Origin of the sequence: Stella humosa (genome assembly GCF_006738645.1) — a bacterium.
In the GTDB taxonomy this organism is placed as follows: domain Bacteria; phylum Pseudomonadota; class Alphaproteobacteria; order ATCC43930; family Allostellaceae; genus Allostella; species Allostella humosa.
The window spans coordinates 1,139,613-1,153,609 of record NZ_AP019700.1; the positions used below are offsets into that span (position 1 = coordinate 1,139,613).

A 13,997-nucleotide genomic window follows, 5' to 3' on the forward strand; every position below is an offset into this window, starting at 1 on the left:
GGCTAGATCAGCGAGCCGGAGCAGCGCGGCGGAATGACCTCGCCATGGACCATGGCCGCCATGGCGAGGCGGATGGAGCGGCGGTCGCGGACGCAGTTGCCGCGCGCCGGCGGCTCGGCCGCCCATCCCGCCGGCTGATCGGCGGCGCGCACCATCGGCACGCCCGGCCGCGACTCGTAGGGCACGCCGCGGCGGAAGTCGGGCAGGTCCTGCGGCGGCCGCTCCATCTGCGGCGCGCCGATGATCGGCTCGGCCGGGGCAGAAGGCGTCGTCATGTAGACATAGAGCGGCGTCAGCGCCTGCCCAAGCTGGCAGAACGACACGAACACCACCCCGACCATGCTGACATAGAAGGTGACGGGGTTGATCGCCGAGACGATGCCGCCGCCGATCAGGTTGATGGTGTTGGTGCCGCCGGCCAGCGAAGCCACGGTGGCGCCCAGCGTGCCGCCGACGATGCAGCCGACGCTGTTCTTCAGCTCGGAGCTCGCATCCGGCGCCTGCGCCGAAGGCGCCACCGGCGTCAGCGGATCGATCGCCGCGCGGCGCAAGTTGGGATCGCGCTCGATCACGGCATAGTTCCAGGGCAGGCCCGGCTTGCGGTCGATCTGGCTGGCGATCGGGCGAACGTTGCGCGCCGGTGCTGCCGGCTGCGCCTGCTCACGCAGCAGCAACTGCTCCAGCTCGGCAATCGGCGACGCGGCGACGGCCGGAGTGGCGGCAGCCACCACGATGCCCAAAGCGCCCAGCGCCCCCCGCCATGCTGTCATCCGACCAGCCCCTTTTGCTATCTTCCGGGACGTTCATCGACGAACCTGGAAGTGCCGCAAAGTACCGAAGACTCGCGCTCGACTCAAGCACACTTCGTACCAACTTTAGCCACAATTGGCCGCAGCCCGTACCTGGTGGCCGAAAATCGGACCGCTACTCTACCGAGAGTTGGGGGACTGTCATCATGGCTTGGCTTGACCCCGGCCATGCCACCCACCATCCAAGGGGCGGGTGGAGCCCAGGACAACGGCAGGGGGAAGCGTGGCGGGATCGGGCAATGACGTGACGGTGGCCGTGGTCGGTGCCGGGGCGGCGGGTGTCGGGGCCGCGTGGCGCCTGGCGCAGGCCGGCTGCGACTTCCAGGTGCTGGAAGCGCGCGACCGGATCGGCGGCCGCGCCTGGACGGTGACCGGCCTGGGGCCGGACGCGCTCGACCTCGGCTGCCACTGGTTGCATTCGGCCGACCGGAACCCGTGGGTCGGGGTGGCGGACGAGCTTGGCTTCATGGTCGACCGCACGCCGGCACCCTGGGGCCGGACGACCGGCAACCCGGCCTTTCCGCCGGGCGGCCAGGCCGAATTCCGCGCCGACCGCGAGGCCTTCTGGGACCGCGTCCATGCCGCGGCGGAGGCGGGGGAAGACCGCCCGGCGTCGGACCTGGCGGACCCGGCCTCGCCCTGGAACCCGCTGATCGCCGCGGGCAGCACCTGGGCCAATGGCGTCGAGCCCGACCGGCTGTCGACGCTGGACCATTGGCGCTACGACGACACCGACTTCAACTGGCGACTGCCCGCCGGCTATGGCGCGCTGGTCGCCGCCCGGGCGCGCGGCCTGCCCATCCGGCTGGGCTGCCCCGTCACGCGCATCGACCATTCCGGCCGCCGCATCCGGCTGGAGACGCCACAGGGCACGCTGACGGCCGACCGGGTGATCGTCACGCTGCCGCCGCCGCTGCTGCTGACGGGCGGCGTCGTCTTCCACCCGGCCCTGCCCGACAAGCTGGCGGCTGCGGCCGGCCTGCCGCTGGGCCTGGCCGACAAGCTCTACATCGCCCTCGACCGGCCCGACATGGTGCCGGTGGAGGGACAGATCTATGGCCGCATCGACAGCACCGCCATCGGCGCCTACCACCTGCGGCCGCTGGGCCGCGACTATATCGAGGGCTATTTCGGCGGCATCATCGCCCGCCGGCTGGAGGCGGGCGGCATCGACGCCTTCTTCGCCCATGCGGTCGACGACCTGGTGCGCGCCTTCGGCAGCGCCATTCGCCCCCATCTGCGGCCGCTGACGGCCAGTGCCTGGGCGCGCGACCCGCTGGCGCTGGGTTCGTACTCGCACGCCTTGCCGGGCTTTGCCGATGCCCGGGCGGCGCTGGCGGCCCCGGTCGAAGGCCGCATCCTGTTCGCGGGCGAGGCCTGCTCGGCGAACGACTTCTCGACCGCCCACGGCGCCTATCAGACGGGGGTGGCGGCGGCCGAGCAGGTGCTGGCCGCCGCCCCATAGGGGCCGGCTATTCCGGCTGGAACCCGGCCGCGCGCAGCAGGGCGATGCTGCGGTCGATGTCGGCCTGCATGAAGCCCGGGAACTCTGCCGGCCCCATGTAGGTCGGCTGGATGCCGTAGGTCGCGAGCTTGGCGATGAAGGCCGGGTCCTTGGCGGCATCGGCCATGGCGGCCGAGACGCGCGCGACCACCGCCGGCGGCAGGCCCTTCGGCCCCCAGACGCCGTACCACGAGGCCAGCACCAGGCCCGGCATCCCGGCCTCGGCCGTCGTCGGCACGTCCGGGGCGAGCGGGCTGCGGGCAGCCGCGGTGACGGCGACCGCCTTGGCCCGGCCGGCCTGCGCCTGCGGCAGCAGGGTGGTGATCGGGTCGATCATCAGTTGCACGTTGCCGGCCACCAGGTCGGTCAGGGCCGGCGAGGCGCCGCGATAGGCGATCGTCTCGATCCGGGTGCCGGCCAGGCGGATGAATTCCAGCGTCGCCAGGTGCCCGGCCGACCCCAGGGAAGACAGGCCGAAGTTGAACCCGGACGGGTTGGCCTTGGCGGCTGCGACGATCTCCGGGATCGTCTGGCCGGTGACGCCGTTGGATGCCAGCAGGATCAGCGGCACCTCGCCGATGCGGGCCACGGGCGTGAAGTCCGCAACCGGGTCGTAGGGGGCGGCCTTCACCACGTTGCGGCCCAGCACGAAGATGCTGGCGTTGAACAGCAGGGTGTAGCCATCGGGATCCGCCCGGCGCACGGCATCGCTGCCGACGGTGCCGGAAGCCCCGCTCTGGTTCACCACGATCACCTGCTGTCCCAGGCGCGGCGCCACGGCTTCGGCGACCAGCCGGCCCATCACGTCGGTGCCGCCGCCGGGCGGGTAGGGCAGGATCCAGCGGATCGGCTTGGTGGGATAGGTCTGGGCGGCCGCGCCCCCGACCGCCACCAGCGAAGCGACCGCCACGCCGACCAGGCCACGCCACATTCCGCGCATGCTCGAATCTCCCCCTGCTGGAACCGTCTGCCGAACGGTGGGGCCGGTCCGGCCCCGCCGTCAATTGGTGCGCCCAGCGAACAAATGGGCGGTTGCCGAACATCTGGCACCCAGCAAGCGCCGTGCTCAAGGTTCCGGCCACCCATCCTTTGGTCGACCATGAAGGGAAGTTCGATGCCGGGATTGAGCGACGCGGTGCGCCGGCACCGGCTGGATGCGCTGCGGCGGGCGATGGACCAGGCCGACGTGGCGGCACTCGCCCTGTCGGGTGCGGAATGGTTCGAATTCGCGACCAACCTGCCGCTGGCGGTCCAGGCCTGGGAGCGCCCGTTCCTGGTGGTCGTGCCGCGCGACGGGCCTTCGGCCGCCATCCTGCCGCGCATCGCCGGGAACCGGGCCGACGCCCAGCGCGCCCGTGGCAACCTCTGGCTCGACCGCATCGTCCATTACGGCGAGCAGCCGCGCCAGAGCGGACGGCTGCCGCTGCTGCACCAGTGGCCGGAGTTGGTGGCGGGCGTGCTGGCCGACCTCGGCCTGTCGCGGGCGCGGGTAGGCGTCGACGCGGCCGGAGCCCTGGCGCAGGCCGCAGGCCTGCTGCCGCAGATGCGCGTGGTGCCGGCCGCGCGCGAGCTGCGCCCGGTGCGCCTGGTCAAGCACCCGGAGGAGATCGCCGCCATGACCCTGGCGGCCGGCATCGCCGATGCAGCACTCGCCCGCTATGCCGACGAAATCCGTCCGGGCCGGCTGCTGGGCGAACTCGACCACCGCATGGCGGCGGCCGCCATGGTCGATGCCGCCCGCCTGGCGCCCGGCCGCGACTTCCAGATCCTCCGCTTCCTCAGCCTCAGCGGTCCGGCCGCCGCATCCCCCCACGGCGACGGCGCGCAGTCGGCGGCCACGGCGCTGGACGACACGACCACCGTCACCATCTGCAACGTGCGTCTCGATGGCCTCAGCATTGAGGACCAGCGCACCTTCGTGCTGGGCCGCCCACCGGCCGAGCTGTGCCGGGCGGTCGACACCGCCCACGCCGCGACCGCCGCCGGCCTCGCCGCCGTGGTGGCCGGGAAGCCGCTCTGCGGCGTCGACGAGGCGGCCCAGGCGGTGATCGAGCGGGCCGGGTTCGGACCCTACCTGTTGCACCGCACCGGCCATGGCATCGGCGTCGGCACCCACGAGATCCCCGAGGACATGCCGTTCGATCCCCGCCCGATCCTGGCGGGCGAGGTGCTGGTGGTGGAGCCCGGCATCTATATCCCCGGGGTCGGTGCCGCCCGTTTCGTCGATGTGGCCGTCGCTGGCCGTCGCGCGACGGTGCTTACGCAGGCGAACCGGAACAGCCATGATCGGGGCGACAGCAGCGGGGATGTCGATGGTGGACGAGACGCCGGTATCCGGGACGGAGGGTTACGCCCATGAGGCAGAGGCGCTGTTCCGGCAATATGAGAGCATTTCCTTTGCCGACCTGAACCGGGCCTTCCTGCACCTGCTGCCGCCGCCTCCGGCCCGGGTGCTGGATATCGGCGCCGGCACCGGGCGGGATGCGGCGGCGCTGGCGGCCATGGGGCACGACGTGGTGGCGGTCGAGCCGACGGCCGAACTGCGCCACGGGGCGGCCGCCCTGCATGCCTCCCCCCGCATCGAATGGCTGGACGACAGCCTGCCGGAGCTGGCCGTGCTCGACCGGCGCGGCGACCGCTTCGACCTCGTTGTCCTGTCGGCGGTGTGGATGCATCTGGACGAGGGGCAGCGGCGGCGCGCCATGCCGGCGGTCGCCCGCTGCGTCCGGCCGGGCGGCACGCTGCTGCTGTCGTTGCGCCACGGGCCGGTGCCGGCCGGCCGGCGCATGTTCGCGGTGTCGGCCGACGAGACGATCGCGCTGGCGGCCCGCGAGGGGCTGGAGCCGGCGATCCGGCTCGACGATCAGCCGGGCCTCTTCGGCCGGCCGGGCGTGCGCTGGACGCGCCTGGCCTTCACGCTGGTGGGGTAGGCCGGGGTGGGGTAGGCCGGTTGGGCGGGACCGCGTGGCCCATCCGACCCTCGATATCGGCCGCGGCCGCCCGCAGGACCGGCAGCAACTCTGCTTCTGCCCGATCCGGCGGGAAGCGGACACTGCGGACGCTGAGATTGAGCGCGGCTGTCGGCCGGCCCCCGGCGTCGCGGATCGGCACCGACAGGCCGGCGACGCCGTCCTCGGCCGCCGAATCGAGGAAGGACCAGCCGGCCCGCCGCACGCTCTCGATGCCGGCCAGCAGGCGTTCGGGGTCGGTCTCCGTCCGCTCGGTCAGGCGGGCCAGGTGGCTGCGGCGAAGCTGGAATTCCACCTGCCATGGCGGCAGTCCCGCCAGCAGCACCCAGCCCATCGAACTGGCATGGGCCGGCAGCCGGAAGCCGGCCTGGATGCCAAGGCGGATCGGCCGTGGCGGGTCGTGCCGCAGCAGATAGACCACGTCCGGCCCTTCCAGCAGCCCGACCGACACGGCGCATTCCAGCCGTTCGCACAAGGCGCGCGCCACCGGGTCGGCCGCGACTGGCAGGGGGCCGCCGGCCAGCAGCCCGCCCGCGATCTCCAGCACCCGCGGGGTCAGCGCGAAGCGGCGGCCGTCCTGCCGGGCATAGCCCAGGGCCGCCAGGGTCAGCAGGATCCGCCGGGCGCCCGCCCGGGTGATGCCGGTCGCCTGCGCCGTCTCGGCGATGGTGGCGCCGGCCGGCCGGGTGCCCAGCGCCCGCATCACCGCCAGGCCGCGCACCAGCGCCTGCACCGCCTCGCGGTCGGCGGTATCGGGCGGGGCAGGGGGCGGGTTCGACATCGGCGCCATTCGACCCCGGACCGGCGGGTGCTGCAAGCGCGCCGCGCAGTGCCGGCACGCCGACGGGGCTTCCCGTGGCTGCCGCCGCCGCTTAGGCTCCGGCTTCGAGCCCGCGCTCGGCCACCCTGCCAGAAGCCTTCGAGGAAGCCCCCAATGGATAGAAAGGTCATCGTCACCTGCGCCGTCACCGGCGGGGGCGACACGGTCGGCAAGCATCCGGCGATCCCGGTGACGCCCGAGCAGATCGCGACGGCCTGCGTCGAGGCGGCCAAGGCGGGCGCCACCATCTGCCACATCCATGTCCGCAACCCGGAAACGGGCAAGCCCAGCATGGACCCGGCCCTCTATCGCGAGGTGGTGGCCCGCATCCGCGACAGCGGCACCGACCTCGTCATCAACCTGACGACGGGGGCCGGCGGCCGCTTCATCCCGGGCGACGTGGTGCCGTCGGAGCCGGCCAAGGGGACCAACCTGTCGACCCCGGCCGAGCGCGTGCAGCATGTCGAGGAGCTGCGGCCGGAAATCTGCAGCCTCGACATGGGGACGATGAATTTCGGCCCGCATGTCTTCATGAACACGCCGGCCCATTTGGCCACCATGGCCAAGGCGATCCAGGCGGCGGGCGTGAAGCCGGAGCTGGAGGTGTTCGACAGCGGCCATGTGCGGCTGGCCAACCATTTCGTCGAGAGCGGCATCATCGAGGGCACGCCCCTCTACCAGCTCTGCCTCGGCATCTCCTGGGGGCAGCCGGCGACGCCGGCCGCCATGGCCTACATGCGCGACCTGCTGCCGCCGGGGGCGGAGTGGGCGGGCTTCGGCATCTCGCGCATGCAGTTCCCGATGGTGGCCCAGGCGGTCCTGCTGGGCGGCCATGTCCGTGTCGGGCTGGAGGACAACATCTATCTCGAGCGGGGCGTCTACGGCAGCAATGCCCAGCTCGTCGAGAAGGCGATCAAGATCATCAACCTGATGGGCCATGAGACGGCGACGCCGCAGGAAGCCCGCCAGATGCTGAAGCTGAGGAACCACGCATGATCGCGGCCGATCTTTCCGGGCGCACGGCGCTCATCACCGGCGGCGCGTCCGGCATCGGCCTGGCGGCGGCCACGCTGTTCGCCCGCATGGGTGCGCGCGTCGCCATCAACCACCTGCCGGACGACCCGCGCGGCGCCGACTCCGTCGCCCGCCTGAAGGCGGATGGGCTGGACGTCGTCGGCGCGCCCGGCAACGTCGCCGACCCGCAGGCGATCCAGGCGATGGTGGCGGCCGCCGTCGACCGCCTGGGCCGGCTCGACTACCTGCTGAACAATGCCGGCACGCCCGCCACCTCGACGCCGATCGCCTTCGACGATTTCGACGCCCAGACCGACGAGTTCTGGACGACGATCCTGACGGTCAACCTGCTGGGCCCGTTCCGCTGCACCAAGGCGGCGGCACCGGCGCTGCGGGCGTCCAAGGGGGCGGTCGTCAGCACGGCCTCGATCGCCGGCATCGCGGCATCCGGCTCCAGCCTGCCCTATGCGGCGGGCAAGGCCGCACTCATCAACATGACCCGGTCGCTGGCCAAGGCGCTGGCGCCCGACGTGCGGGTGAACGCGGTGGCGCCCGGCTTCGTCGACTCGCCCTGGACCAAGGCGTGGCCGGACGACCGCAAGGCCGAGACCATCGCCAAGACGCCGATGAATCGCGCCTGCGTGCCGGACGACATCGCCGAAGCGATGCTGTTCCTGTGCGGCGGCGGGGCCATGGTGACCGGCCATACGCTGGTCGTCGATGGCGGCCTGACCGTCTGACGCGGCGGAAAGGTCGCGCCGCCGGACGTTGCACCCTTCGCCGTTCCGTCGTAAGGCGGAGCGGCGAAACCGTCCGGAGGGCATGGCTGGAGCGCTATGAGCTTGAGTTTTCGAGAGGATAGGCGCCGCCGCCGGGGGCGGGCACGGGTCTGGGGCACGCTGCTCGCGATCGGCGCGGTGTCGGCGCTGCTGGCGTTCACCTTCTATCTGGGCGGCGAGTTTGCCGCGGGCCAGATCAACGCGCTCGACAGCCGCATCGCCGAACTGACCGAGACGAACGACCGCCTGCTGCGCACCAAGGGCGAGGCCGAGGCCGGCGTCGGGCAGCTCCGCACCGCCTACCAGCAGCTCGAGCAGCGCTATGCCCGCGAGGTGCCGAAGGGCCCGGCGCAGGAGATCCAGCGCCAGGTGCAGATCAAGCTGGAGGAGGGCATCGCCCCCCAGCGCATCACCGCGGTGGTCGCCATGCTCGAGGCCAAGCGATCCTGCGAGCCGCCCGAGAACAAGCGCTTCTACGTCAAGGTGCCGCTCTATCGCGGCGGTGGTACCGAGGCCGGGTTCGGCGGCGGGCTGCTGCGCGTCAGCGGCCAAGGCGAGGCCGCGCTCAATCCGCGCAACAACCAGCCGCAATCCTTCTTCGAGGGCGACAAGCCGGTGCAGGTCGTGCTGATCGCCGGCGACAGCGAGCGCCAGGTGCAGGGCTCGCTGCCGCTCGACCAGACGATCATCGGCGCCGGCGCCGAATGGCGGGTGCGCATGGCGCGCGGTGCCCGCGGCTTCATCAATGTGACGGTGGATCGATGCAAGTTTCCCTGACCGCCGGTTCCCTGGCAGCTGGCTCCCTCGCTGGCGACCCGGCGGCGGCCCCCCTGCTGACCCGCATCGAGACCCGGCCGGGCGCCGTGGTCTGGCTGGTCCGCCATGGCGAGACGGAATGGAACGCCCAGCGCCGGCTGCAAGGCCAGCATGATTCGCCGCTGACGCCGCGCGGCCAGCGCCAGGCGCTGGCGATCGCCGACCTGCTGGCCCGCACGCTGGGCAAGCGGCCGCCGGTGCGGCTGGTGTCGAGCCCGCTCGGCCGGACGCGCGCCACCATGGCGCCGATCGCGGCCGCCCTCGACCTGCCGGTGGACTACGACCCGCGCTTGATGGAGATCGGCCTGGGCGCCTGGGAGGGGATGACCTGGGACGAGATCGAGGCGGCCTTCCCGGGCGCGCTCGACGGCGCCACCAGCCACGAACGCTTCTTCCGGCCGCCCGGCGGCGAGACCCATGCGGCCATGATGGCGCGGCTCGGCGGCTGGCTGGCGGAGGTCGACGGCCCGACCATCGCCGTCTCGCACGGCTTTTCCGGCCGGGTGCTGCGCGGCCTCTACGGCGGCCTCGATCCGCTGGCCGCGCTTGACCAGCCGCAGCCGCAGGACGGGCTGTTCTGCCTGCGGGACGGCGACATGGAGTTCCTCCAGGCGATGCTCGAGGACGATCTGGGCAACTAGGCCTATTGCCAAGAACCCGGCCGGCCTGCATCAGTGTCGGCTAGGCTTGCAGCGATGGGCGATACAGCGATGGGCCACCAGGTCGGGAGGGAAGGGCTGACGTCTTCCCTTCGGCAGGCGCGCCCGCTGAATGTTCCGACCAGAGGCCTGCTGCGGCTGTCGAGCGTCTTACCGATTGCGGCGATCCTGGTCCCGCTGTCCATTCTGGCCCTGGTGGGATGGCTGAACTGGCGGGCCGTCTGGCAGGATGCGGAATCCGAGGTCCGGCGAGCGGCACTCTCGGCCGCGGAATATGGCCAGCGGACGCTGGAGAGTTACAGTCTGGTGGCCGGACGGGTGAACGACCGCTTGCGCGGACTGTCCGATACCCAGATCCGTGACAATGAAGCCATTCTGCATGAAGACCTGAAGCGCATCGGATCCGAGCTCTCGCAAGCCGAGCTCGTCTATGTCATCGACCACAATGGCTATCCACTGCTGGCGAGCACCGTGAACCGGGTGCCGTCCAGCGCATCCTTGGCCGACCGAGATTATTTCCAAGCCTTGAGCGGCCCCAGGCCGCCACCCGTCCACGTCAGCCGGACTTTCGTCGGCCGCTTCGATGGGCGGCTGCTGTTTTCCGTCAGCCGGGCGCGCCGGGACACCGGCAATCCCCCCACAGCCGATGGGTTCGACGGCGTGGTCGCGGTCTCGGTCAACCCCAATGTCCTGGCCGAGGGCATGCGGCGACTGCTGCCGCTGCCGACCGACCAGATGGCGCTGGTGCGCACCGATGGTTACGCGATCAGTACGACGAGTGCAGTCGCCGATTCCACCCCCCTGCCCAGGGTCGATCTCGCCAGTCCGTTCCATGTGCTGGCAGGTGAGGGTGCCAAGAGCGCCGTCTATCCGTCCAGTACGGCTACGTCCGGGAACGGCGGCCTGGCGGCCATGCGGTCGATAGAGGGCTTCCCGGTCTACGCCGTCATCACCCGTGCGCAGGCCGAGATCGTATCGCACTGGTGGCAGGTCATGCTGCCGCACATGGCCTTCGGGCTGCCGGCGACGCTTGGCCTGTTCGTGCTGGGTCTCTGGGTGGGGCGCGACCAGCGGCGTCTTTCCGGCATGAACCGCGACCTTCAGCGCGACAATGACCTCAGCACCGACCGTCTCGACCGGGTGAAGCGCTTCGGGCTGATCGGCACCTTCGAATACGACATCGTGACCGGGATGAATCGGCGATCGGCCGAATACATGTCGGTGCAGGGACTGCCGGCGGTCCCGACCGGCGAAAGCCATGACGACTGGGCAAGGCGGCTGCACCCCGACGACCGCCAGCGCGCGGAAGGCGAGGTGCTGCGCGCGCTGTCGGACGAGAGCGGCGATACCGACTACGCCCAGACCTACCGTATCGTCACGCCGTCGGGCCAGGTGCGCTGGATCGCCGCGCGCGGCGAGATCACCCGCGACGCCAACGGTCGCGCCGTGCGGATGCGCGGGGCCCATGTCGATGTCACCCCCCTGCGGAACACCGAGCTGGCCCTGGCCGAAAGCGATGCGCGGCTCCGGCTGGCGCAGGAGTCGCTGGGCATCGGTGCCTGGGAGTGGGTGCCGGCGACCAGGAGACTGACCTGTTCGCGCAAGTTCAGGGAGCTCTGGAACTTGGAGCCTGGCGACGAGACGCCGACGCTGGTCGACGTGCTTTCGCGGATTCATCCCGATGACCGCCGGGGCTTGCGATCCCTTCTCCGGGACGTTCGTCGCACCGGCGGCTTCCGGGCCGAGTTCCGCCTCCTGCGCACCGGCGCCGAGGGCAAGTCGGAGCCGCTCTGGATCGCCGTACGGGCCAGGCAGATCAAGGCGCCGCAGATGGCGGAGGAACGGCTGATGGGCCTCGCCTACGACATCAGCGATCGCAAGCGGGCCGAAGAGCTGACGAGCATGATGGCGCACGAAGTGGAGCACCGCGCCAAGAACGCCCTGGCAGTGGTTTCCAGTCTCTTGCGCATGACGAAGGCGGACACCCCGGGCGAACTCGTGCGGATCCTGGACGGCCGGGTGCGGGCCCTCGGCCAGACGATGGGCCTGCTCGGCCGGGGGCGCTGGCAGGGGGCCGAACTGCGGGAGATCGTCGAAAGCGAGCTCGAGCCGTTCCGCCGCGGCGGGAGCGGCGAGGACCTCGGCATCAAGGTCGAGGGGCCGCCCGTGACCGTGGGCGTGGACGCGGCCCAGCCCATCTCGATGGCGCTGCACGAACTGGTGACGAACGCCGCGAAGTACGGCGCCCTGTCGGTCGGATCCGGCCAGTTGTCCGTGACGTGGCGGATCGAGGGCGAGCGCATTCACCTGCACTGGGCAGAGCGCGGCGGGCCCAGGCTGGACGGCACGCCGCCCAAGAAGGGGTTCGGCTCGCGCCTCATCACCATGCTTTTCGAGGGCCAGATCGGCGGCACCGTCGACAAGCGCTGGGAGCCCGAAGGGTTGGTCTGCGAGATGTCGTTCCCGGCGCGCGCCGCCACCGCCGGCAGGCGGGCCGGCTGATCGACGCTGGCCGGTGGATCGGCCTTCTTCTTACGCGTCGAACAGTTCCGCCGGCCCGCCCAGGATGCCGGTGACGGCCCGGGCGCCCGCCAGTATGGCCGCGCGCGCCCGCGCCATCAGGTCCGCGTCGGCGAAGCGGGTGGCCGTGCCGGCGACGCAGAGCGCGCCCAGCAGCCGGCCTTCGCGGTCGAAGAGGGGGGCCGCCACGGCCGCCAGTTCCGGGTCGCGCTCGCCGATCGAGGTCACCACCAGCGCCCGGCCGCGATCCGCACCCGGCCCGGCCTCGTAGCGTAGCAGCACCCGGCCGGCCGCACCCCGGTCGGTCGGCAGCAAGGCCCCCGGAACGATGTGGTCGCGCACGTTCTGGCGGCTGTCGATGCGCATCAGGCAGAGGCGCCGATCGCGCTCGCGGACATAGAGCGAGGCACTCTCGCCGGTCTCGGCGACCAGCGCGCGCAAGGCCGGCTCCACCACCCCGCGCAGGTCGAGCGAGCGCTCGTAGAGCGACCCCAGCCGGAACAGCGTCGGCCCCAGCCCGTAGCTGCCATCGGCCCGGCGCAGCACGAAGCGCTGCTTCTCGAGCGAGGCCAGCAGGCGCAGCAGCGTGCTTTTGTAGAGGCCGGTGCGCCGCGACAGCTCGCCCAGCGTCAGGCCGCGGTCGCCCTCCCGGAACGCCAGCAGCGCCTGCAGCGCGCGGTCGACGGCAGCAGCCCCGTCCGCTTCGCGGCGGCGTGCCTTCGGCTCGGCCGCCGCGTCCGCTTGCTTGACAGGATTCGGCATCTTCCCACAGACTGGCTGTATCAGAACTGGTGTTCTGCCTAGCAGAACACTGCAATCCGATCAAGCTGGCGCCCTTCGAGCAGCCGGCGGGGGAGAGAGACGAGAGATGACCGTTGCCGCCGCCGCTGACGAAGCGGCGCTGCCGCTCGCCGGCATCCGGGTACTCGATTTCGGTCATACGGTGATGGGGCCGAGCTGCGGGCTGGTCCTGGCCGACCTTGGCGCCGACGTCGTGCGCATCGAGCCGCCGGGCGGCGATCGCACGCGCCGCCTGCCGGGCTTCGCCATCGGCTTCTTCGGCAGCTTCAACCGCAACAAGCGCAGCGTCTGCATCGACCTGAAGCAGCCGGAGGGGCGAGACATCGTCCACCGCCTGATGGGCGAGGCCGACGTGGTGATCGAGAACTTCGCGCCCGGCGTGATGGAGCGGCTGGGCCTGGGCTGGGAGGATGCCCGCGCCATCAACCCGCGCCTGGTCTATTGCGCGCTGAAGGGCTACCTGCCCGGCCCGTACGAGCATCTGCCGGCGCTGGACGAGGTGGTGCAGATGCAGGCGGGGCTGGCCTACATGACCGGCCCGCCCGGCCGGCCGCTGCGGGCGGGAGCCTCGGTCGTCGACCTGTTCGGCGGCGTCTTCGGCGTCGTCGCCATCCTGGCCGCCCTGCGCGACCGCGACCGTACCGGCATGGGCCAGCTCGTGCGCAGCGCGCTCTTCGAATCGACGGCCTTTCTCGTCACCCAGCATATGGCGGCCTCGGCCATGGTCGGCCATCCGGTGCCGCCGATGCCGGGCCGGCGTGGCGCTGCCTGGTGCATCTACGACGTCTTCGAGGCGGCCGACGGGCCGGTCTTCATCGGCGTCACCAGCGAGGCGCACTGGTTGCGCTTCTGCCAGGCCTTCCCGATCGACGACCTGCGCGACGACCCGGGCCTGGCGACCCACGACCAGCGCGTCGCCCAAAAGCCGCGCCTCATCGAACGGCTGGGCGCCCTGTTCGCCACCATCGCCGTCGACACGATCCTGGAGCGTTGCCGCGCGGCCCTTATCCCCTGCGCCCCGGTGGCGCGGCCCGACCAGTTGTTCGACGACCCGCATCTGAACGCCGAGGGCGGCCTGCTGGACGTCGACCTGCGGCCGGACCTGCGCGCGCGCCTGCCGGCCCTGCCGATCGAGATGGCGGGCGCCCGGCCGGGCCTGCGGATGCAGCCGCCGGCGGCCGGTGCGGATACCCGTGCGGTGCTGGCCGCTGCCGGTGTCGACCCGCTGGAGATCGAGCGGCTGGCGGCGGCCGGCATCCTCGACCTTGGTGCGGTCGGGGGCTCGCGCAGTGCCGCGGAATGATGT

The 13,997-nt window shown here is 71.8% G+C and carries 13 protein-coding genes; 9 read left to right on the forward strand and 4 right to left on the reverse strand.

Features of this window, described 5'->3' with window-relative positions:
- Window positions 1–2: 2 nt before the first annotated feature.
- On the reverse strand, window positions 3–770 hold the full coding sequence (locus STVA_RS05445; RefSeq protein ID WP_142235668.1) for a hypothetical protein: 768 nt from the start codon (window positions 768–770) through the stop codon (window positions 3–5).
- Between the two features lie 262 nt (window positions 771–1,032).
- Between STVA_RS05445 and STVA_RS05450 the strand changes: the two genes are divergently transcribed.
- Entirely contained in the window at window positions 1,033–2,274 is a 1,242-nt protein-coding gene (locus tag STVA_RS05450) for a flavin monoamine oxidase family protein (RefSeq protein ID WP_123689596.1), read from the forward strand.
- Between the two features lie 7 nt (window positions 2,275–2,281).
- Here STVA_RS05450 and STVA_RS05455 read toward each other — a convergent pair whose 3' ends face one another.
- Window positions 2,282–3,253 (reverse strand): Bug family tripartite tricarboxylate transporter substrate binding protein, encoded by a 972-nt coding sequence (locus tag STVA_RS05455; protein WP_123689595.1) that lies wholly within the window; start codon window positions 3,251–3,253, stop codon window positions 2,282–2,284.
- Between the two features lie 174 nt (window positions 3,254–3,427).
- Between STVA_RS05455 and STVA_RS05460 the strand changes: the two genes are divergently transcribed.
- Both STVA_RS05460 and STVA_RS05465 read left to right on the forward strand, forming a co-directional pair.
- The gene (locus STVA_RS05460; protein WP_170216446.1) at window positions 3,428–4,672 is read left to right on the forward strand and encodes a M24 family metallopeptidase; all 1,245 of its coding nucleotides are present in this window, start codon (window positions 3,428–3,430) and stop codon (window positions 4,670–4,672) included.
- Window positions 4,620–5,243 carry a class I SAM-dependent methyltransferase gene (locus tag STVA_RS05465; protein WP_197735794.1) on the forward strand — a complete coding sequence of 208 codons (624 nt, stop codon included), beginning with the start codon at window positions 4,620–4,622 and terminating at the stop codon, window positions 5,241–5,243. Before STVA_RS05460 ends, STVA_RS05465 begins: the two co-directional genes overlap by 53 nt.
- On the opposite strand, the gene STVA_RS05470 is transcribed toward STVA_RS05465, so the two are convergent.
- A complete protein-coding gene (locus STVA_RS05470) occupies window positions 5,227–6,063 on the reverse strand; it encodes an IclR family transcriptional regulator domain-containing protein (RefSeq protein ID WP_170216445.1) in 837 nt (278 codons plus the stop codon). The two genes, STVA_RS05465 and STVA_RS05470, sit on opposite strands and share 17 nt — an antisense overlap.
- A 153-nt stretch (window positions 6,064–6,216) precedes the next feature.
- Between STVA_RS05470 and STVA_RS05475 the strand changes: the two genes are divergently transcribed.
- From STVA_RS05475 to STVA_RS05495, 5 genes are all read left to right on the forward strand, one after another.
- On the forward strand, window positions 6,217–7,098 hold the full coding sequence (locus STVA_RS05475; protein WP_123689591.1) for a beta-keto acid cleavage family enzyme: 882 nt from the start codon (window positions 6,217–6,219) through the stop codon (window positions 7,096–7,098).
- A complete protein-coding gene (locus tag STVA_RS05480; RefSeq protein ID WP_123689590.1) occupies window positions 7,095–7,856 on the forward strand; it encodes an SDR family NAD(P)-dependent oxidoreductase in 762 nt (253 codons plus the stop codon). The genes STVA_RS05475 and STVA_RS05480 overlap by 4 nt, the downstream gene beginning before the upstream one ends.
- 102 nt (window positions 7,857–7,958) lie before the next feature.
- The gene (locus STVA_RS05485; RefSeq protein ID WP_142235669.1) at window positions 7,959–8,672 is read left to right on the forward strand and encodes a hypothetical protein; all 714 of its coding nucleotides are present in this window, start codon (window positions 7,959–7,961) and stop codon (window positions 8,670–8,672) included.
- A complete protein-coding gene (locus STVA_RS05490; RefSeq protein ID WP_170216444.1) occupies window positions 8,657–9,352 on the forward strand; it encodes a histidine phosphatase family protein in 696 nt (231 codons plus the stop codon). Before STVA_RS05485 ends, STVA_RS05490 begins: the two co-directional genes overlap by 16 nt.
- A gap of 69 nt (window positions 9,353–9,421) precedes the next feature.
- The gene (locus STVA_RS05495) at window positions 9,422–11,872 is read left to right on the forward strand and encodes a sensor histidine kinase (protein WP_170216443.1); all 2,451 of its coding nucleotides are present in this window, start codon (window positions 9,422–9,424) and stop codon (window positions 11,870–11,872) included.
- Window positions 11,873–11,902: 30 nt separating this feature from the next.
- On the opposite strand, the gene STVA_RS05500 is transcribed toward STVA_RS05495, so the two are convergent.
- Window positions 11,903–12,652 carry an IclR family transcriptional regulator gene (locus STVA_RS05500; RefSeq protein WP_123689586.1) on the reverse strand — a complete coding sequence of 250 codons (750 nt, stop codon included), beginning with the start codon at window positions 12,650–12,652 and terminating at the stop codon, window positions 11,903–11,905.
- A 106-nt stretch (window positions 12,653–12,758) separates the two neighbouring features.
- Here STVA_RS05500 and STVA_RS05505 point away from each other — a divergent pair, with 106 nt between their 5' ends.
- Window positions 12,759–13,994 carry a CaiB/BaiF CoA transferase family protein gene (locus STVA_RS05505; RefSeq protein ID WP_123689585.1) on the forward strand — a complete coding sequence of 412 codons (1,236 nt, stop codon included), beginning with the start codon at window positions 12,759–12,761 and terminating at the stop codon, window positions 13,992–13,994.
- The last annotated feature ends 3 nt before the right edge of the window (window positions 13,995–13,997 follow it).